This is a genomic window from Leptolyngbya sp. FACHB-671, assembly GCF_014695745.1.
Taxonomy (GTDB): domain Bacteria; phylum Cyanobacteriota; class Cyanobacteriia; order Elainellales; family Elainellaceae; genus JAAUTN01.
Genome location: NZ_JACJOV010000048.1, coordinates 157086 through 176005, shown reverse-complemented (window position 1 = coordinate 176005; position 18920 = coordinate 157086). Strand labels below are relative to the sequence as shown.

Below are 18920 nucleotides of genomic sequence, written 5' to 3'. Positions count from 1 at the left end.
AATTAATCTAAATCGATTGAACTCAAACCTATGCAATGCAAGCTATACACAGCGCTTACTTAGAGACTACCACTTCCGCTGGTCAATCGATCGCCACCCTTGAGAATCTTCCCGTCCAATTTTTCAATCGATCCCCAAACGATAGCCTTTGATCCCTACACCTTCCCGGTTATCTGCAGAAAAGTATTCAGATCAGCAAAAGAGCCTGCATAGGTCAAGGTCGGCGAGTCGTAACCCTTCATACTGACGGTGTATTGATTAAATAGTTTGGGGTTAGCACCAGAGGCTGCTAAATATTTGTAGGTTGTTTCGCCCAAGGCAACATCCATACCGATTTGCTTAGTTGACGATTCTAGTCGGAAGGCCGCATTGACTGTATCACCCAAAGCAGTGTAATCAGGGCGATCGCCTGTTCCGGTATTTCCAACCATCGCGTAGCCCGTATTTAGGCCTGCCCCAACCCGTAGCGGAAATGGCAAAGGATAGCGCTCATGCAGCTGACTAGTCATCTTGTGTAGAGCGCTGAGGGCATGAGCAATGCGGATCATTTCATCATGGCTAACGCCTTGAGCGCCATGAATCCAGACCGCCATGATCGCGTCGCCAATGTATTTATCAACCCAGCTTCCGTATTCGCGGATGATGTCTCCTGCACAGCGGAACCAGGTGCCAATCACCTCAGACAGCACTTTCTCGTCAAGCTGTCGGGTCATCACCGTAAAGTCACGAATATCAACCACCAGCACCGAGATCAACCGTCGCACATGCAGGGTTGCTGTAGCGGTAAATTCTTCTGAATCTGGCACTCCCCCCATCGAAGCGTCAGTCATGTGCTCGATGGGAGGGCAGTAAAACTCTAGCTCGGTCTGCCCAAAGGTGAGGCGATCGCCATTTTGTAGCGTTACAGGCACACTGACTCGCCGTCCGTTGACAAACGAACCATTGCGGCTACCTAAATCGATCAAGTAAAACTCTCCCGTCTCCATCCGTTGAAGCATGGCATGGTTACGGGAAATCCAGCGATCAGGCAGCACAAAGTTGTTATCATCACCTCGCCCGACAGTCCAGCAATTGCTGCCTGCTAAGGAGAGATAACGATTACCTGACTCGTTACGAAGTATCAGATGGGGAACGGGTTGTGAAGTCACCACAGGCTAAGAACCGCTGATCTTTCCCTATGATGCATCCTGAAGCATCTATCCATAACTCACGAAGGTTCCCAAAATACAAATATTGGAAACCTTAACCTCAATAATTCTCTGTAGACCCAACTTCAGCACGGTGCCATAGCGCAACGCTCCTTAGCAGGAGATTCCATACTAGCGCAACAGTGCCAAGGACCTGTGTCTTCAGTGAACTATGTTGCCGTGTCGACTCAGGATACCTCAAATCATATCTTGACTCAGACGGAGGAAGCAGCTAGCCAAAACAAACCATCAACTAGCAAAGTGCTCAACACGGCTCCACTAAACGTTCTCCAGTGTAGCTGTCGAGAGCGGATGGGTAAACAACCCACCACCAGAAGAATGATGATCAGAAAGGTAGCCCAACAGACTCCCCAGGGAGTTTGAATTTGAGCCACCGCATCCTGCAAAATAGACTGCGCTTGGCTCGGCTCCACCTGCATTAGCTGTCGCCAGTGGGGAATCAGGTTCGCTATGTAGAAATACAGATCCGTCATGACTGTGCCAAATAAGGAACCCAGATAGAACCAGTTACCCACCTTTCCGCGCTGTTTGGCTAGACACAAAAGGGTGAATGGCAGTCCGACCGCTTCAATCGGCAAATGCAGGAGTGGCTCCCATCTAAACCAACCCCAGTAAATCGAACCTGCTAGCCACGTCCAAGCGAACCCCAATAGCAAATCGCCCCAGAGCTTACTAGAGGGATTACTTGAAGGGCGAGATTGAAGCCACTGGCCCAACCCTAGCCAAGCCAAAGTTAGAGTTAAGCTAAGCCAAGGCGACCATCTAACTAACGGGGCTTGAAAAAAAACAGGTACCGATACTAAAAATACAGAAGCTGCAAAAAACCGCCAGGACTGCGAGATGCGACTTGGTGAGATGCGATCGCCCACCCAACTCTCGGAAGGCGCTTCAGTTAAAGAGGGTTCTTTTAGACGAGCCTGGTAGAGGGCTGTCGATGACGGAGTAAAAGAAGACAAAGTATTATGAGTATTAATTTACTTTTTTTAACATATCACAAAATTATCCCCCTGGGGGGCATATTTAACAACAATAGCGCAGTTTTTTAAGTCCGAAAACGCGCCTTCTCAAAACCTTCCAAGCTCCTGATTCTCTAAAAATTCCGGGATAGAGGCAGATTACTGCGTAAGATTTGCGTAGGGATTTGGCATCTTTTAGCCTGTCGCTTGAATAGTGCCGGGGTGAAAAGATTTTGTATAGCTGAGGCTTTAAGGCAGACACATTCAGCAATTCAAGCTTAAATTAGGGCAGCAATTTTGTTGAAACTTGGACTTTATTGAGGAGTGAGCATGGGTTTGGCCGAAATCAATGCAGGTTTAACTCTAATGACCAACTTAACAAGTTGGACTCAGTCTGTGGAATGCACACTTGCCTTACCTCATGATCTAATGCCCGCATCCTTCCTGCCCTCATTGATTGCTCAAACCGAGTCTGTCGCCGCTGGGGAAGTAAATCTGCTGCAAGCCGTTATTTTGGGGCTTGTTCAGGGAATAACCGAGTTCCTGCCCATTAGCAGTACAGCGCATTTGCTCGTGTTTACCCGAGTGTTTGGCTGGGATGTTTTGGGAGAGAAGTATTTTGTAGACGCAATTCAGTTTGGCAGCGTCATTGCAGTACTAATCTACTTCTGGTCAGACATCTACCAGACTTTGACGGGAAGCTGGACGGCTTTTCGCAAAAAGAACTGGGAACAAGAGGAGTGGAAAATTTTTGTTGGCATTGCGATTGGTACGGTGCCCGCATTGGCAGGAGGGTTGCTTTACAAAAAGCTTTTGCCAGAGGCAACTCAATCCGTACTAGAGGGGGCGTTGGTCATTGCTTGCATGTCTATCATAATGTCGCTTTTGATGGGTCTGGCTGAGAAAATTGGCAGTCGCAAGCGGGGGTTCAACCTGCTTGAAATCAAGGACGGAATTTTGGTGGGGTTGGGGCAAATGCTGGCGATTATTCCAGGAACTTCTCGCTCTGGTTCGACGATGACCATGGCTCTGTTTTTGGGACTGGAGCGACAGGCAGCAGCCAAGTTTTCTTTCCTGCTAGGTTTGCCAACTTTGGCGATCGCCACCCTTTACCAGTCGACCGAGATCAGAAATCACCTGGATGTTTTGCCTGCCCTGATTGTGGGAATTATCTCAACTTTCATCTTTTCCTATCTGTCGATCGCCTGGTTGATTCGTTTCTTGCAGCGCCAAAGTACCTGGGTTTTTGTTTGGTATCGGCTGGCATTTGGCTTATCCCTATTGTTAGCGATCGCCAGTGGGCGGCTTGCTAGCAGCTAGCTTAAAAGATTGGTTAGAGCATCAGAGAGTGCAAACGATGTTTAGAATTCGGCTACTTGGACTGGTTACAGCGATCGCATTTCTTTTCGGCGTGAATCTGGTTTTTGTCAGCGTCCAAAACTTTGATAAGCGGGACGACCGGATTAAACTCAGCAATCTTGAGGTAGAACTTGGTGCAAAGCATTCTGCAATGCAAGAGATGGAATCTTGGCTAAAAGAGATGACGCTGGAGCTAAGTTCATCTAGCTTTGAAATTCAGACCTTGCAGTCAAAAATCACCACATTTAATCAGGATTATCCAGACGGAATCCCGGCTTCTTTGCAGGCAGACTATACCAAAGCAGTTGAGCAGCATAACCAAATGGCAAGTGACCATAATGCTGCCGTCGCCAAGTATGATTCGCTTTACGCTGAGTATTCTAAGTTGGTCAATCAATATAATGCGATCGCAGCCCAAACAGAAGAATTGCAGGAAGAACTAGGAAAAACCCGGTATCTCTTGCCTGTTCCCAGAATCATCTCTTCGATAGAGCTACCGGGTCAATCTGAGGAAATTCTTGAAGAGTCTAGTTTGTAGCTAACACCGCCTAAGGGCAGGTCTAGCAACTAAGCTATCGGTTATGGGCAAAGGCTCTGTCAAAATCCGCCCCTACCCGAGGGTTAAATCTTTTCCCAGAACATCATCTAATACGGAATCCGCTTTGGGAAGAAGCACTATTGGGTGTACGGGCGAAGCATTCTGTCAAGGAATTGTGCTTTAGTTGCAAGGATTGTAACCGAATGCTTCGCCCCTACCGATACTGCTACTTTATAGACGATTTGGTATAACTTCTCTCAAACTACAAATGCGCCTGGGAAGCATAAGCTGCAATGGGTTCTTTAATGAACCGAATGTAGAGATGCTTGAAGGTCGATTTGATCACGCGAGGTGCACCAAAGTCAATCGGCATCAGCTGTTCGGGTAGCTTCCAGTCGAGAATTTTTAGCTCTTGGGGCATGAGATGAGGGAAATGGATAGATTCCAACTCAGGGCAAACTCCTAAGCGTTGAGAAGCAGCCACTGTGGGGATCGCAGCGGGGTCAGCATTGAGGATTTCTACCATCGCTCGATCAAGCGCGAACACATCAGCCGAAGCGCCCAAAACACCCAAGAGACGAGGTTCACCACCGCTGGGACCTTGGCCTTCATGACCGATGATGCCATCCATAATGGTCAGGTTAGGGGCGATCGCCCGAGCCGTCTCGGCCAGCATGTTGCCAAAGCGATCGCTGTCCTTCCCAGCTTCCATGTGCCACCAAGCCTTCATCTTGCCAGGAACACAGCCAAACAGATTTTTCACACCCAGAGTTAGCGTCAACTGCACGTGAGATTTCACCTTAGGCAAGTTGATCACCACATCGGCTTCCATCGCTTCCTTGCAAAGCAGCAGATGGTTAAAGTCTGCACTAACCGTTTCGTAGCGCTTGCCTTGCAGCTCCACAATGGGGACACCCAATTTCTCTAGCCAGGGCAAATAGCCATTTGCCTTGGCTACTCCTGCGGCACTGCCAAAGGCGGGGCTGTCCCCTAAAAAGGGCTTTCCACCTACTTCTTGCACCATTTGGGCAACACAGTAGATCACCTCTGGACGAGTCGTGCATTCCTTAGTGGGACGTGCCCCCGTCAGCAGATTCGGCTTGAGTAAGACGCGATCGCCCGCTTTCACAAACGCCGCCATTCCGCCCAGAGGCTCTAGCAACTGCTCTAAATGAGCCCGTAGCTGCTGAACTTCATAACTTTCAGCCCGAATTAGACTTACGCTTGGCTGCATGGTTATCCTTATCGCATCCGATTAATGGTAGTCACCTGGTCAGCATTAGAAAAAACGCCTTCCCCTCTGAGGTCAGGAATAGCAGGCTTCACTTCAACTTTGATCACATTATCAATGTTGATAAACACCGTTTGTTCCTCTAGGTTTACGATCCACCAGTCTTTTTCTAACAGGTGGCGTACCTCTAAATTCAGTCCTGGAGGGTTGGCAGCGTCTTCAATCGGTTCGTAAACCGTAAAAGACTCACTACGACCGTCAATGTAGTGAAACGTCAGTTGCGTATAACCTTCTTGACTGTACATCTGAGCCTCTCAATACGTTTAGGGGATACCATACACTATGGGCGCGGAACGGTGCACAATTTTATGATTCTGGCTTTCTTTAATGTAAGCAGAGTCCTAACACCGTTTCTACATCAGGCTGGGTATTTTGGAGCGGGGTACGCCTTAAAACATCCTGCCTTAGATAAGAGTGGGTCTAACGCGTTGTGGTTGATAGATATAGAGAGGATTAGCAGCTGTGGATGTGATTCCAGCGATCGATTTGCTCAAAGGACGCTGTGTCCGGCTTTATCAGGGAGATTATGAGCAGTCTCAGGTGTTTGACGAAAATCCGGTAGCTGTAGCGCAGCAGTGGGTTGAGCAGGGCGCAACTCGGCTGCACCTGGTTGACCTAGATGGAGCAAAGGCAGGGCATCCGGTTAACTGGCAGGCTATTGAGGCGATCGCCCAATCCGTGAATGTGCCCGTTCAGGTGGGCGGTGGACTGCGCGATCGCCAAAGTGTCGTTAACCTATTCAAGATGGGAGTCCGCTACGCCATTCTAGGAACGGTCGCAGTCGAGCAGCCCGATTTGGTGAATCAACTTTGTCAGGAATTTCCCCAACAAATCATCGTTGGCATCGATGCGCGAAATGGCAAAGTCGCGACTCGCGGCTGGCTAGAGACTTCTGAGGTAGAGGCGATCGCCTTGGCTCAGCAAATGGCTCAATCAGGCGTTGCCGCGATCATCTACACCGACATTCACCGGGACGGCACCCTGCAAGGGCCTAACCAGCAGGCATTGAGAGAGCTAGCAGAAGCCGTTTCGGTTCCCGTTATTGCGTCCGGCGGCATTAGCTCCACAACCGATTTGCTCAGTCTGCTGGCGCTAGAGCCAACGGGTGTAACGGGAGTGATTGTAGGTCGGGCGCTGTACACCGGAGATGTTGTGTTGAAGGAAGCATTGCGGGCGATCGGTCCTGGTCGCTGGCAGGACGTTCCTCCCGATTTGGGTTCAGCGTTTGCTTAAAGCGATAGAAATTGGAGATTGGGATCAATCTGGGGCTATGGTCTGAATCGAGTCAGCCAGCAGCAAATTTTTCTCAAATCTGCTACAAACTTGAGCGTAGAGATATTTCCTCCTCAGACAGGCTGTGTCTTGAGATCGCCCCTTACCGAGTAGCCGCCTCTGTTTGCATAAAGGTCAGGATCGCTTCATTTACTGGAGCCGCACTGCTAGAGGAATTGTGTCCGCAGTTGGGAATAACCTGAAACTGCGAGTTTGGCAGGTGAGCGTGAAGTTTTTCGCCATCCGCAACGGGAAACCAGCGATCGCACTCTCCCCACAGAATTAACGTCGGACAAACCACCTTGGCTAGATCTTGCTGAATGGTGCGAATGATACTCGGTTGTCCGGTTTGCAAATTGCGAATTTCTCGCGCCGATTGCTGTAAATCTGTCGCAAACTGAGTAATTGTGCCGGGGAACTCAACATAGGGATAGGTGAGCCAGTAAATTTCCTCATCTGTAATGGAGTTTGGGTCAGCGACAACTTCCTGCCGCATCAGCCAGGTGATGGAACGGACAACAGGCGCAAAGGAACGAATCAGGCGTGACTGATCAAACCAGCGCACCAGATCTAGAGGAATGTCAGCAAGCGATCGCATTCCCAAACTCGGCAACTGTCGCGGAAAGATCGGCACGTTGATCAGCACCAGCCGTTCGACCAACTCTGGATGAGCCTGTGCTACCGCCAAAGCCGTTAACGCGCCCAGAGATTCTCCCACCAAAATGGCAGGCTGATCGGTCAATGCCTGGATGATCCGGGTTAGTTCGACAATTTGATGCCCGACCGTTTCCGGTGCAGTGGAGGCAGGCGAGAAGCCATGACCTTTTGCATCTGGGCAAATCACTCGAAAGTGCTGCGACAGAGGTTTGACGTTGTGCCGCCAGCTATAGCTCCAACTGCCAATGCCGTGTAGCAAAAACAGGGGCTGTCCGGTTCCGGCTTCCCCGTAGGCGATCGCCACCTTTTCACCTTCAGCATCTTCAATCGTCAGCGTTTGCCGCCCCTGTGGGAAGATTTGCCACCAGTTTGTCATGCGTCCTTCTCCGTCAAGATTCTCCTAAAAGACTAGCGATTTTCCCAGGTGCTTCAAGATCTTAAGGACATGATATAGATCGTTACTGCGCTTCATTAAAGAGAATTCATCTGACAAAGCATATTGAGGTATTTCGCGTTGAGTCAACTTCAGAAAAATGAAGTGGCTACCGTTGGTTACTAGACCAAAAACGGGGCGTTCAGGGTAAGGATTACCCGTCATGTAGGCGAGTGCTTGGGCGATCGCCTGCTTGAGTGAAAAGCCAGCTTCTTTTGATTCAACAGTGAGAATCCAGAAGCGCTCTTGCAGCACCAGCACATCAATCCTTCCACGAAACAATTGCCCGTCATCCTCAGCAGTGATTTGAACCGATGCTTCCGTAGAAAAGCGAAACGGTGGCTGATAAAAGCCTGCCATTGACAGTAAGGGCGACAAAACAACCATTTTCACAGCAACTTCCGCTAGGGGAGATTCATTTAGATATAGGAAGTTGCGCTTAATCTGATCCAAAGCTTGCTGTTCCGATTCGGTTAGCTCTGGTAGTTCCTGATACCATTCCGGGAAGAAGGATTCGTCCTGCGCTTCCCTCAAATCAAACTTGGCTTTGATATCGTACAAACTTAAATTGCTAATCGGTAGGCTTTGAACCATAGGATACGCTCCTGACCTAGAGGTTGGGTTGAGCTAGCGAAACCCGACAATCTTAGAGTTTTAGACCTGTTGGGTTTCATGCTTCAGCCCAACCTGCGTTTCTCTATCCTATTCTGCGTAAGCTTCCATAGGTAGGCAGGCACAAATTAGGTTGCGATCGCCATAGGCATTATCGATTCGTCCGGTTGAAGCCCAGAATTTGTTTTCTTGCGTCCAGGAAGTTGGGTAAGCAGCGCGCTTACGAGAGTAAGGACGTTCCCATTCATCGCTGATGAGAATTTCGGCAGTATGGGGTGCATTTTTGAGCAGGTTGTTTTGGCGATCGGCTTTCCCCTGCTCAATTTCGCGAATCTCCTCGCGAATTGCGATCATGGCATCACAGAAGCGGTCTAGCTCTTGCTTGGACTCACTCTCGGTGGGCTCCACCATCACCGTGCCGGCAACCGGCCAGGATACCGTTGGTGGATGGAAACCGTAGTCAATCAACCGTTTGGCGATATCATCAACTTCGATCCCAGCGGTTTTCTTAAACTGGCGCAAATCCAAAATGCACTCGTGGGCAACCAGTCCATTTTTGCCTTTGTAGAGAATGGGGTAATCATTCTCCAATCGTTTAGCGATGTAGTTAGCATTCAGAATCGCGACTTGTGTGGCTCTAGTCAGTCCAGTCGATCCCATTAGGGCGATGTACATCCAGGAAATTGGCAGAATGCTGCTGCTGCCCCAGGGAGCCGAAGCAACTGCACCGATTCGAGCAGGTTGAGCTTTGGATTTTGAACTTTGAACGTCACCTTCTGAGTAGACTTCTTCAATGTCAACGACAGAGTGACCTGGCAGGAGGGGTTTCAAGTGGGGTTTTACGCCAATTGGTCCGATACCCGGTCCGCCGCCGCCATGAGGAATGCAGAAAGTTTTGTGCAAATTGAGGTGACAGACATCTGCGCCAAAATCTGCCGGACGGCAAAGCCCAACCTGGGCGTTCATGTTTGCGCCATCCATATAGACTTGACCGCCGTGCTGGTGGACGATCGCACAAATCTCTTGAATCGCCTCCTCAAACACACCGTGAGTCGAAGGATAGGTCACCATCAGCGCTGCCAGATGATCGCGATGCTTCTCGGCTTTTGCTTTTAGGTCAGCTACATCAATGTTGCCGTCTGCATCACAAACAACCGGGACAACCTTCATCCCAGCCATGACTGCACTGGCGGGGTTAGTACCATGCGCCGATTCTGGGATCAGGCAAATGTTACGGTGCCCTTCGCCACGCTGCTCGTGATATTGCCGAATGACCAGCAGTCCAGCATATTCGCCCTGCGATCCGGCATTAGGCTGAAGCGAGATCCCGGCAAATCCGGTGATTTCTGACAGCATTTGCTCTAGCTGCTGAAACAGGGTTTGATAGCCCTGAGTTTGTGCCAGCGGCGCAAAGGGATGAATCTGAGCAAACTCAGGCCAGCTAATTGGAATCATTTCAGCCGTCGCGTTTAGCTTCATCGTGCAAGAGCCAAGCGGAATCATTGCCGTTGTCAACGACAAATCCTTTGCCTGAAGCCGATGAATGTAGCGCAGCAGTTCCGTCTCAGAGCGGTAGCGGTGGAAAACGGGATGGGTCAGGTAAGCACTCGTTCGCTGATGGACGACTGGAATTTGAAAATTGCTCCGGGGAGAAAGAGTCGATGGGGTAAAGTGGGGCGTTTCTCCTTTTAGGAAAACCTTAAAGAGGTGCAGCAGGTCCGGCTCAGACGTAGTTTCGTCCAAGGAAATACCAATGGCGCGATCGCCCAATCGACGCAAGTTGATGCGGTGGGCGATCGCCCGTTCCAAAATTTCCTCAGCCCGGTCGCCTACCTCTACTCGCAGCGTGTCAAAAAATGGCGTACCCACCTCATAGCCCAATTGCTGCAAACCCTCTGCCAGAGTTGCAGTGCGCTGATGAATGCGACGGGCAATCTGGTGCAGTCCTTCCGGCCCGTGATAGACCGCATACATGCTCGCCATCACCGCCAGCAGCACCTGTGCCGTACAGATATTGCTGGTCGCCTTGTCCCGACGAATATGCTGTTCGCGGGTTTGCAGCGCCAGTCGCAGTGCAGGTCGTCCCGATACATCTTTAGAAACGCCCACCAGTCGTCCTGGAATCTGCCGTTTGTACGCTTCCTTCGTGGCAAAGTAGGCTGCATGGGGACCGCCATAGCCCAGAGGAACGCCAAACCGCTGGGTATTGCCCACGGCAATGTCTGCACCGAGTTCCCCTGGTGGCTTCAGCAAGGTGAGGCTGAGCAAATCTGCTGCCATTGTTACCAGTGCGCCTGCCTCATGCGTCCGTTGGATAAATTCCTGGTAATCGTAAATCGTGCCGTCTGTCGCCGGATATTGCAGCAGTGCACCAAAAATAGGCTGATCAAACTCAAAGGTTTGGTGATCGCCCACGATCACCTCAATCCCCTGCGGCTTGGCGCGAGTTTGGATCACGTCAATGGTTTGAGGATGACAGGCTGCGGAAACCCAGAAGGCTTTGGCACTGCCTTTGTGTAAGCCGTAGCTCATTGTCATCGCTTCGGCAGCAGCGGTTGCTTCATCAAGCAAAGAAGCGTTGGCGATCTCCAGTCCGGTCAGGTCGATCACCATTGTCTGAAAGTTGAGCATTGCCTCCAGTCGTCCCTGAGCAATTTCTGGCTGATAGGGCGTGTATTGGGTGTACCAACCCGGATTTTCGAGAATGTTGCGCTGAATCACCGGGGGCGTAATGCAGTTCGAGTAGCCCATGCCAATGAAAGAGTAGAAAATCTGATTTTGAGTGGCGATCGCCCTCAACTCTTGCAACACCTCATATTCACTCGACCCACCTGATAGCTCCAGCGGCTTTTGCAGACGAATTGCAGGCGGAATCGTTTGATCGATCAGTGCCTCCAGTGTCGAAAAGCCCAAAGCTTCCAGCATTTCCTCTACGTCCGCTGGACTGAGTCCAATATGCCTGCGCTCAAACTCCCCTTGCGCTTCACCAAATGCCTGTTTGGTTGACCCGTTAGCGGAGCCATTCCCATTTTGGAAGACGGCAGACGAGTCAACCTGAGCGTATGACGCATCAGAATCGGACTGGCTCAAATCGGATGAGGGATGCAGATCAAGAGAATCTGAAGACATGGAGGCAGTGCAGGGGGAACGACAACAAAGACAGATCAGAACGGATCTGAATTGATCAGATTTCTGACTATTCTGCAATACTTTGCAATAAATAGCAGAATAATTGCCTTAGCTGCCTGGGTCTGGTCAGGCTAAACAGACTATTCCCCTTCGACCTGCGCCTGATATTCGCTGGCAGACAAAGCGCTGTCTAGCTCACTGGCATCTTCAAATTTCACCTTGAGCAGCCAGCCCTCACCGTAAGGATCTTTTGCCACTTGCTCAGGCGCTTCGACCATTGGGTCATTTCGTTCGATTACAGTGCCTGAGATCGGAACGTTCAAATCTTCTACCGCTTTCACAGATTCGACAGTGCCAAAGGTTTCTCCTTTGGTCAGGGCTGAGCCAACGTCGGGCAACTCCAGGAAAACGATGTCGCCAAGCTGATCAACCGCAAAAGCAGTAATGCCAATGGTGGCAATGTCGCCATTTAGCCGAGCGTACTCATGGGAGTCGAGATACTTTAGGTCTTCGGGATATTCGAGCGCCATAGCAGGTTGCCAATAAAGATTTGAGGGGAATACCTCAAACAAAATTATTCCGTAAAAGCCGAAAAAGCTACAGTAGCCGGACAAAAATGCTCATAGATTTCAGATTTGCTGAAACTGTAGTGACTCAAGCAAGTGTCCTAAGCAAAAACTTCAGCAGAGGTGAGAGCAATGGGTGCGATCGCCCCTCAAAGCGTAGGAATTGCTGCCGACTTATAAAACGGACGTTTCACAACGATCGCCCGATATGCTTTCTGGCGAATCTCAATGTCTAACTCTTGCCCCGTCTTAGCTAAGTGAGTGGGAACGTAGGCAAGGGCGATCGCCTTCCCCAAAGTTGGAGACACGGTACCGCTGGTAACAACCCCAACCTTTTCCTGGTTAAACAGCACTGGATAATCGTGACGGGCGATGTTTCGCCCTTCCATCTGTAGCCCGACTAGCTTTCGCGCTACGCCAAATTGCTTCTGCTCCTCAAGCACCTTGCGACCGATGAAGTCCCCTTTGCGGTCAAGGTGAACCAGCCATCCCAAACCCGCTTCGAGCGGTGTGGTGGTTTCGTCAATGTCCTGCCCGTAGAGTGCCATTGCCGCTTCGAGCCGCAGGGTGTCGCGTGCGCCCAAGCCGCAGGGGGTAATGCCAGATTTGAGGAGCGATCGCCACAGATCAATCCCCGTCTGCGGATCGACCATCACCTCAAAGCCATCCTCGCCCGTATAGCCCGTCCGTGCCAAAAAACCGGGCTGTCCCAAAACACTGCCTTCCCGATGTCCAAACCGTTTGACCTGAGATAAATCTTCCTGCACACAGGTCTGAAGTAAGCTAACTGCCTTTGGTCCTTGCACCGCTAACAAAACTTTTGTAGGCGACAAGTCTTGAAAGTTGAGGTCTGAACTCAGATTTGCCAGCAGCCAATCACGGTCTTTCACTGTTGTAGCTGCGTTGGCGATCAGCATCACCCGCTGATCGCCCTTCGCGTCTACTCCCTGGTAGTAAACGATCAGATCGTCAATAATCCCTGCCTGAGCATTCAGCAAAACCGTGTACTGTGCTTCACCGGGCTGCAAACGACTCAAATCAGAAGGAACAAGTAGCTGAAGCGCGTCGATCACATCTGCGCCGTTTAGTGCAAACTTCCCCATGTGGGAGATGTCAAACATCCCCGCTGCCTCACGCACAGCCCGATGTTCGGGCAAGATGCCGCTGTACTGCACAGGCATTTCCCATCCAGAGAAAGGGACAATGCGGGCTTGAGCTTCGCGATACAGCTCGTAAAGCGGAGTGCGAAACAGAGAGGCAATGGGCTGCATCCCTTCAGAGTGATTGGTCACAATTCCAGTTCCTAAAATCTATGCCTAATCTGAATTAGACCGTAGGGGCACAGCATTCGGCAAACTTTATTCGCCACCCATCCTCTTTTTTCGCCCGAATGCCACGCCCGGTTCGGATTAAGGGAATGGTTGTGCCGAACTGGACGCGTTAAGGGAATGGTTGTGCCGAACCGGGCGTGGCATTCGAGTGGGGTCCGGTTCAGAACCAAGAGATAGGGGTCGAATGCCGCGCCCCTACGGGTTTATACGATCGCCACGCCAGAGAGCAGACTGTCATAAGACCTCAGCATCAAACGACTTGCTATATACTTATCTTTACATTTGTTAACTGACGAGCACTCCTGCGGAGCATTTAATCATGAACCCTGAACCTTTTACTAATCCTCCTGTGTTTACGCTGATTATGGTGAGCAATTTCTTTGCGATCGCCTTTGGGTTCATTTTCAAAGACATCCTGGAATATCAGGTCGCTCAGTGGGATACAAACCGTCAGTCTCAATCCAAAATCAACTATGCAACGCCCCATGCGATCGCCGCTTATTTCGGCTTGACGGTCTGCCTGGTGGTTTTCATGGCGGCTAGCTTTTCAGTATTTAGCCTGGTTTGGTGGTTTGCCGCTGGATTGGCAACGATCGTTGTGGTGCCAACTGCACTACTCATCTGGTTTCAGCTTGGCTCAATGCTGAGTTTGCTGGTCAGAGGTGGTTCTGAAGCAATGGATATTGATTCCTATGGCGCTGGCGCGGTGTTTGATACGCAGGCAGCAAAACCGAAACAGTAAGGAGCATGAATTTAATGAAGTGCGGTATTCCGGTTAGGGGCTTGGCACTGCCAAGCCCCTACAGCAGAGGAACTATGCAAGTTAGTTGACTATAGGCTAGGTTGAGGGCACGAAATCCAGGAGCAAAGGACTGTGTTGGGTTTCGTGCCCTCAACTTATGTTGGATGTTCCTTTGACCCAACTCACGTTTGAGGCGCTGCACGTTTCAGCAGCACTGCGGGAAGACAAAGCAGCACTGCGGGAAGACAAAGCAGCACTGCGGGAAGACGCAGGAGCATTGCAGGAAGATGCAGGAGCACTGCGCAAAGACGCAGGAGCATGGCGCAAAGACGCAGCAGCATTGCGGGAAGACAAAGTAGCATGGCGCAAAGACACAGGAGCATTACGCAACGCTGTAGGGTTCGTTGGGCAGAGCTGTAACGCACGTCTGTCAAAGCTTTGATGCGTTACGCTGACGCTAACGCATCCTACGAGTTTTAGGTGGAGCTTGATCGTCCCGTTCTCGCTAGAAACAGGCTTGAACAGCAGGGATCAACAAATCGGGTATTCTCTCGAATGTAGAGACATGATAAAGAGCTTTATCGGCTAACGATTTCACTAGAAAGGGCTGAATCCTTCATTTCATAAGGCTTTTACTAGGGTTTGGATAGAGCAGAGGGCGATCGCCCAGGGTTGGTATGATTCATGTCTTAAAGTGCTCAGTGCATCAAACATCCATTCCTGCCTTAGTTTTCGTAAATAATGAGTGAAGCGTTAGGTTCTGCCCTGTTGAAATCCGTCTCTCGACGAACATTACTCAAGCTTTTCGGAATCGGTACCGTAGGAGGACTGGTCGGCTACTCTCGCCTCGCCAAACCCCAGCCTTCCGTCTTTCAGCAAGACACGCTTGACTTACCCCGCTATCTCAACCAGCCCAAAAGTGTTGCTGTAGTGGGGGGTGGTTTGGCGGGTTTGGCTTGTGCCTATGAACTTAGCCAGCGTGGATTTGCCGTCACGCTCTTAGAGCGATCGGCTCAACTGGGCGGCAAAGTTGCCAGTTGGGAAATCCAGGTGGGCGACCAAACGCTCATGATGGAGCATGGGTTCCACGGCTTTTTCCCGCAGTATTACAACTTGAAGGGGTTAGTTCAGGAGATCGGTGCAACGGATAACTTCAAGTCGCTGGAATATTACTCGGTGGTTTATCGCGATCGCCAGTATCGCCCCGAAGTTTTCCGCCCCAGCCACTCTGCCTTCCCCTGGAATATTGTTGATCTGGCGGTGTCTTCTTCCAATCGCCTGAGTTGGGGGTTAAACCTAACCAAGTATGAACACTGGCAGGTGTTTCGTGAAATTACTGGATTCAATGCTCAAAAGAGTTTCCAGCGGCTCGACCATCTGTCCGTGGCGGAATGGACGAAAGAAGGCTTTCCTCAAGGGCTGTACGACCTTTACTTTCTGCCCTTCGCCAAGTCCAGCCTGAATGCACCCGATGTCATGAGTGCGGGAGAGCTAATGCAGTTCTTTCACTTTTACTTCTTTGGCAATCCAGAAGGGCTGGCATTTAACGGCACTCGGCAAGACATGGGCAGAAGCCTGGTAGATCCGATCGCCCAGTCGATTCAGCAAAGTGGCGGCACCATTCTCACGGATGTCACCGTCAGCGGTGTGCGCTGGGATCAGGGGCAGGTAAAAGCCCTCAGCTATCAGCAAGGAAATAGCAGCAGTCGGGTGCCGTTCTGGGTAAAGCGCAATCCGCTGCTTAGCACAGATCAGTTGGAATACTTTGGCGCGGGCGATGCGGTCTATGCGGTCGCTGCCAACAGCAACGAAGCCGTTTCCCTCAGCTGCACTCACCAGGGCTGCACCGTGCACGAAGAGGAGGACGGTGCGTTTCACTGTCCCTGTCATGGCGCAATGTATAACTCACAGGGACGAGTTCAGCGTGGTCCCGCCCAGCGCGATTTGCCCCGCTTTCAGGTGATCCAGCGGCAAGAAGAACAGGTGCAGTTGGTGGCGATCGCCGCTGAAGCAATGCCGAGCGAAACTGTAGAAGCAGACTTTTATGTATTTGCGGCAGACGTACCGGGCGTTCAACATCTGTTTTCTCTCTCTGAAGGTGAAGCCCATCCTCAGGTGGCACAGCAGGTCAAACAGTTAGCGGTGGCTGACCCATTTGCAGTGGCTCGGTTCTGGTTTGACCGTGACTTTCCCTGGCAGCACAGCAACTTTGCTTCCCTGTCGGGCTATAGCCTCACCGACAGCATCACCCTCTATCACCGCATCCAGGAAGATTACATCGATTGGGCAGAACGTACGGGGGGTAGCGTTGTCGAGCTTCACGCTTATTGCTACAAAGAAGCCAAGTTCCCAACGCAACAGGCTTTGCTGACCACCTTTGAGCAAGAACTGTACGAAATCGTGCCGGAACTGCAACAGGCAACGGTTTTGCATCGGGAACTGGTGAATCAGAAAAACTTCGCCGGATTCCCGCCCAACAGCTACGCCGATCGCCCCGAAACCAGCACCTCTGCCGCTAACCTGCTATTTGCGGGAGACTGGGTCAAGATGCCCTTCCCCTGCGGCTTAATGGAACGGGCAATCAGCAGCGGCCTACTGGCAGCAAACGAGATCCTTTACCGGGAAGGGCTTCAGCGGCGATCGCTGCTCTCGGTAAATCCCCAAGGAATGTTGCAGATATGATCACGGACGTTTCTTCTACCCATCGAGATGTGCGGCGGCTGGGCATCAACCCCAATCATTGGTATGTCGTCGCCCGCAGCAGCGAAGTGCAGACGCAGCCCGTGGGGATCACACTCTGGCATCAGGATATCGTGCTGTATCGCGATCGCACAGGTCAGATTCATGCCTTAGAAGACCGCTGCCCCCATCGTCACGTCAAGCTGAGCGAAGGCAAGGTGATTGGTGATTGGCTGGAGTGCGCCTATCACGGCTGGCAGTTCAACTCAGCAGGACAGTGCGCCGCTGTCCCTTACCTGGCAGACAACCAGAAGCTACCTACCTGCCAAATTCGCCGCTATCCTGTGCGGGATCAAGATGGTTTCATCTGGCTCTATCCCAGCACCCAAGGATTGCAGGAATCTATCAGTGGAGAAATGCAGCCTACTGTGCAGCCAATGGGCTTGCCCGAATGGGATCACCTCAACTACATTGCCACCGTTTCGATCATTGAGTGCAACGCTCACTTCTCTTTTCTGATCGAAAACCTGATGGATATGTATCACGGGCATCTGCACGACGACTATCAGGCTTGGGCTGAGGCAAAGCTGGAGGGGTTAGAGGAAGGGGGCGATCGCGTTGATGCTCACTATCAGGCACAGAGTTACTACAAAATCGACAAAATCTGGTCAGTCTCGCAACTCATTTTTCCGGCACTGCGGCGGCTCCACCCCGAACCGCTCGACGTCAGCTACGTTTACCCCCATTGGGCATCGGCGCTAGGCAACGATTTCAAAATCTACTGCCTGTTTTGCCCCATCCACGAAACCCGCACCAAGGCTTACCTGATTCACTTCACCTCGCTCAACGCCTTCCATCGTCTGCACAAACTCCCCGAACGCTTTCGCCGCTTTGTCAAAAACAAGATGTTTGGCTCGGCTCAAAAACTGCTAGACGGACTAGTGCGTCAGGATGTGCTGATGATCGAGCAAGAACAAGTTGCCTACCTCAATCACCCCGAACGCCGCAGCTACGAACTCAACCCAACTCTCGCCAGTGTGCAACGCTTGATCAAACACCAGGCAGAACGAGGGACAATGTAGTTAGGATCTACATCATTAGCCGTTCAGCCCCTGGTTCACAGGTAGATCGCAGACTACAGACACGGAGTTGCTACCATGTCCATCGACATCGAATCATCCCGACGGCGCGAGCTGGAATATTACGGAGTTACCATCCCTCCGACCCAAGATGAACTTCCTTACGACGATGGCATTCCAATGGAAACACCTCGCCATGCCGCTCAAATGCGCCTGCTGATCGAATCCCTGGAGTTACATTGGGCTGACCGCCAAGATTTCTTCGTCGGCGGCAATATGTTTGTCTACTTCAGCCTTCAACAAGCACGAAATCAAGATTTCCGTGGGCCAGATTTCTTTGTCGTTTTGGGCGTTCCCAGAAAAGAGCGCAAAAGCTGGGTCGTTTGGGAAGAAGAAAAATCACCCAATTTAGTTATAGAACTGATCTCAGAAAGCACTGCCATCCGCGACAAAGTCGAGAAGAAGCAAATTTATCAGGATCAACTGCGCGTCCCAGAATATATCTGGTTTGACCCTTTCACCACCGAATTGGCTGGCTTCACGGCTCACAACGGCTTCTACGAATCGATGGAGCCAGATGATTGGGGGCGATTAACTAGCGAACAGCTTAAACTCACCCTCACCCTGTGGGAGGGAACCTATCAGAGCATCACCACCCGTTGGTTACGCTGGGCAACCCCAGAGGGGACTCTCTTGCCAACCGCTCAGGAAGTTGCAGAGCAAGAACGGCAGCGAGCGAACCGTTTAGCAGAACGTCTGAGAGAAATGGGGCTTGATCCCGATCAGGTGGAATAGATGCAAACTGGTTGAGCGAGCGCTCAACCCTGAAAGTTTCGTGAAAGTTTTACAGCCTGTTTTTTGACGAACACCGAAGAGTTGGTGGGGATGATAAACGTCTGATCCAGTTGAAGGAGTTCGTGTGGAAACAGTCATCTGCGATCCTGTTGACGATCGCCATCTTCGGCAGACAACCTGGTACTTCTCTACTCAGAGAGGGGCGATCGCTGCTCAACAAACTCTAAGCTTGATCCAGAGACTTCAGTTATCGACGGTTGCTTTAGATTGACC

18 protein-coding genes are annotated in these 18920 nt (G+C 51.0%); 9 read left to right on the top strand and 9 right to left on the bottom strand.

The genetic code is table 11. The features are described 5' to 3' along the window. Positions 1–155: 155 nt before the first annotated feature. Positions 156–1151, bottom strand: coding sequence for an FHA domain-containing protein (locus H6F93_RS03730; RefSeq protein ID WP_190643192.1), 996 nt, complete (start codon positions 1149–1151; stop codon positions 156–158). 251 nt (positions 1152–1402) lie between these two features. Then, on the bottom strand, positions 1403–2164 hold the full coding sequence (locus tag H6F93_RS03725; protein WP_199313453.1) for a DUF3120 domain-containing protein: 762 nt from the start codon (positions 2162–2164) through the stop codon (positions 1403–1405). Positions 2165–2494: 330 nt separating this feature from the next. Between H6F93_RS03725 and H6F93_RS03720 the strand changes: the two genes are divergently transcribed. Both H6F93_RS03720 and H6F93_RS03715 read left to right on the top strand, forming a co-directional pair. Further along, positions 2495–3484, top strand: a complete 990-nt coding sequence (locus H6F93_RS03720; protein WP_242043288.1) for an undecaprenyl-diphosphate phosphatase — start codon at positions 2495–2497, stop codon at positions 3482–3484. Positions 3485–3521: 37 nt separating this feature from the next. Then, positions 3522–4061 carry a hypothetical protein gene (locus tag H6F93_RS03715; protein WP_190643191.1) on the top strand — a complete coding sequence of 180 codons (540 nt, stop codon included), beginning with the start codon at positions 3522–3524 and terminating at the stop codon, positions 4059–4061. Positions 4062–4323: 262 nt separating this feature from the next. On the opposite strand, the gene H6F93_RS03710 is transcribed toward H6F93_RS03715, so the two are convergent. Together H6F93_RS03710 and H6F93_RS03705 are read right to left on the bottom strand one after the other, a co-directional pair. Next, positions 4324–5295 carry an Npun_F2552 family protein gene (locus tag H6F93_RS03710; RefSeq protein ID WP_190679301.1) on the bottom strand — a complete coding sequence of 324 codons (972 nt, stop codon included), beginning with the start codon at positions 5293–5295 and terminating at the stop codon, positions 4324–4326. An 8-nt stretch (positions 5296–5303) separates the two neighbouring features. Beyond that, on the bottom strand, positions 5304–5597 hold the full coding sequence (locus H6F93_RS03705; protein WP_190643189.1) for a hypothetical protein: 294 nt from the start codon (positions 5595–5597) through the stop codon (positions 5304–5306). Positions 5598–5814: 217 nt separating this feature from the next. Here H6F93_RS03705 and hisA point away from each other — a divergent pair, with 217 nt between their 5' ends. Continuing rightward, the gene (gene hisA / locus H6F93_RS03700) at positions 5815–6585 is read left to right on the top strand and encodes a 1-(5-phosphoribosyl)-5-[(5-phosphoribosylamino)methylideneamino]imidazole-4-carboxamide isomerase (protein ID WP_190679299.1); all 771 of its coding nucleotides are present in this window, start codon (positions 5815–5817) and stop codon (positions 6583–6585) included. 142 nt (positions 6586–6727) lie between these two features. On the opposite strand, the gene H6F93_RS03695 is transcribed toward hisA, so the two are convergent. From H6F93_RS03695 to gcvT, 5 genes are all read right to left on the bottom strand, one after another. Continuing rightward, positions 6728–7657 carry an alpha/beta fold hydrolase gene (locus tag H6F93_RS03695; protein WP_190679298.1) on the bottom strand — a complete coding sequence of 310 codons (930 nt, stop codon included), beginning with the start codon at positions 7655–7657 and terminating at the stop codon, positions 6728–6730. 24 nt (positions 7658–7681) lie between these two features. Next, positions 7682–8308, bottom strand: coding sequence for a type I restriction endonuclease (locus H6F93_RS03690; protein WP_190679297.1), 627 nt, complete (start codon positions 8306–8308; stop codon positions 7682–7684). A 108-nt stretch (positions 8309–8416) separates the two neighbouring features. Next, entirely contained in the window at positions 8417–11455 is a 3039-nt protein-coding gene (gcvP, locus tag H6F93_RS03685; RefSeq protein WP_190679296.1) for an aminomethyl-transferring glycine dehydrogenase, read from the bottom strand. Between the two features lie 140 nt (positions 11456–11595). After that, entirely contained in the window at positions 11596–11985 is a 390-nt protein-coding gene (gene gcvH / locus H6F93_RS03680; protein ID WP_190679295.1) for a glycine cleavage system protein GcvH, read from the bottom strand. 185 nt (positions 11986–12170) lie between these two features. Continuing rightward, on the bottom strand, positions 12171–13313 hold the full coding sequence (gene gcvT / locus H6F93_RS03675; protein WP_524537888.1) for a glycine cleavage system aminomethyltransferase GcvT: 1143 nt from the start codon (positions 13311–13313) through the stop codon (positions 12171–12173). A 358-nt stretch (positions 13314–13671) separates the two neighbouring features. On the opposite strand from gcvT, the gene H6F93_RS03670 reads away from it, so the two are divergent. From H6F93_RS03670 to H6F93_RS03645, 6 genes are all read left to right on the top strand, one after another. Beyond that, positions 13672–14094 (top strand): hypothetical protein, encoded by a 423-nt coding sequence (locus tag H6F93_RS03670; protein WP_190643182.1) that lies wholly within the window; start codon positions 13672–13674, stop codon positions 14092–14094. A gap of 157 nt (positions 14095–14251) precedes the next feature. Further along, positions 14252–14536, top strand: a complete 285-nt coding sequence (locus H6F93_RS03665; RefSeq protein WP_206755701.1) for a hypothetical protein — start codon at positions 14252–14254, stop codon at positions 14534–14536. A gap of 299 nt (positions 14537–14835) precedes the next feature. After that, entirely contained in the window at positions 14836–16776 is a 1941-nt protein-coding gene (locus tag H6F93_RS03660) for an FAD-dependent oxidoreductase (RefSeq protein ID WP_190679292.1), read from the top strand. Beyond that, a complete protein-coding gene (locus tag H6F93_RS03655) occupies positions 16773–17855 on the top strand; it encodes an aromatic ring-hydroxylating dioxygenase subunit alpha (protein ID WP_190679290.1) in 1083 nt (360 codons plus the stop codon). The genes H6F93_RS03660 and H6F93_RS03655 overlap by 4 nt, the downstream gene beginning before the upstream one ends. A 75-nt stretch (positions 17856–17930) precedes the next feature. Beyond that, a complete protein-coding gene (locus H6F93_RS03650; RefSeq protein WP_190679288.1) occupies positions 17931–18647 on the top strand; it encodes a Uma2 family endonuclease in 717 nt (238 codons plus the stop codon). Positions 18648–18771: 124 nt separating this feature from the next. Next, complete coding sequence (locus tag H6F93_RS03645; protein WP_190679286.1) at positions 18772–18918, top strand: hypothetical protein; 147 nt, start codon at positions 18772–18774, stop codon at positions 18916–18918. Positions 18919–18920: the final 2 nt, after the last annotated feature.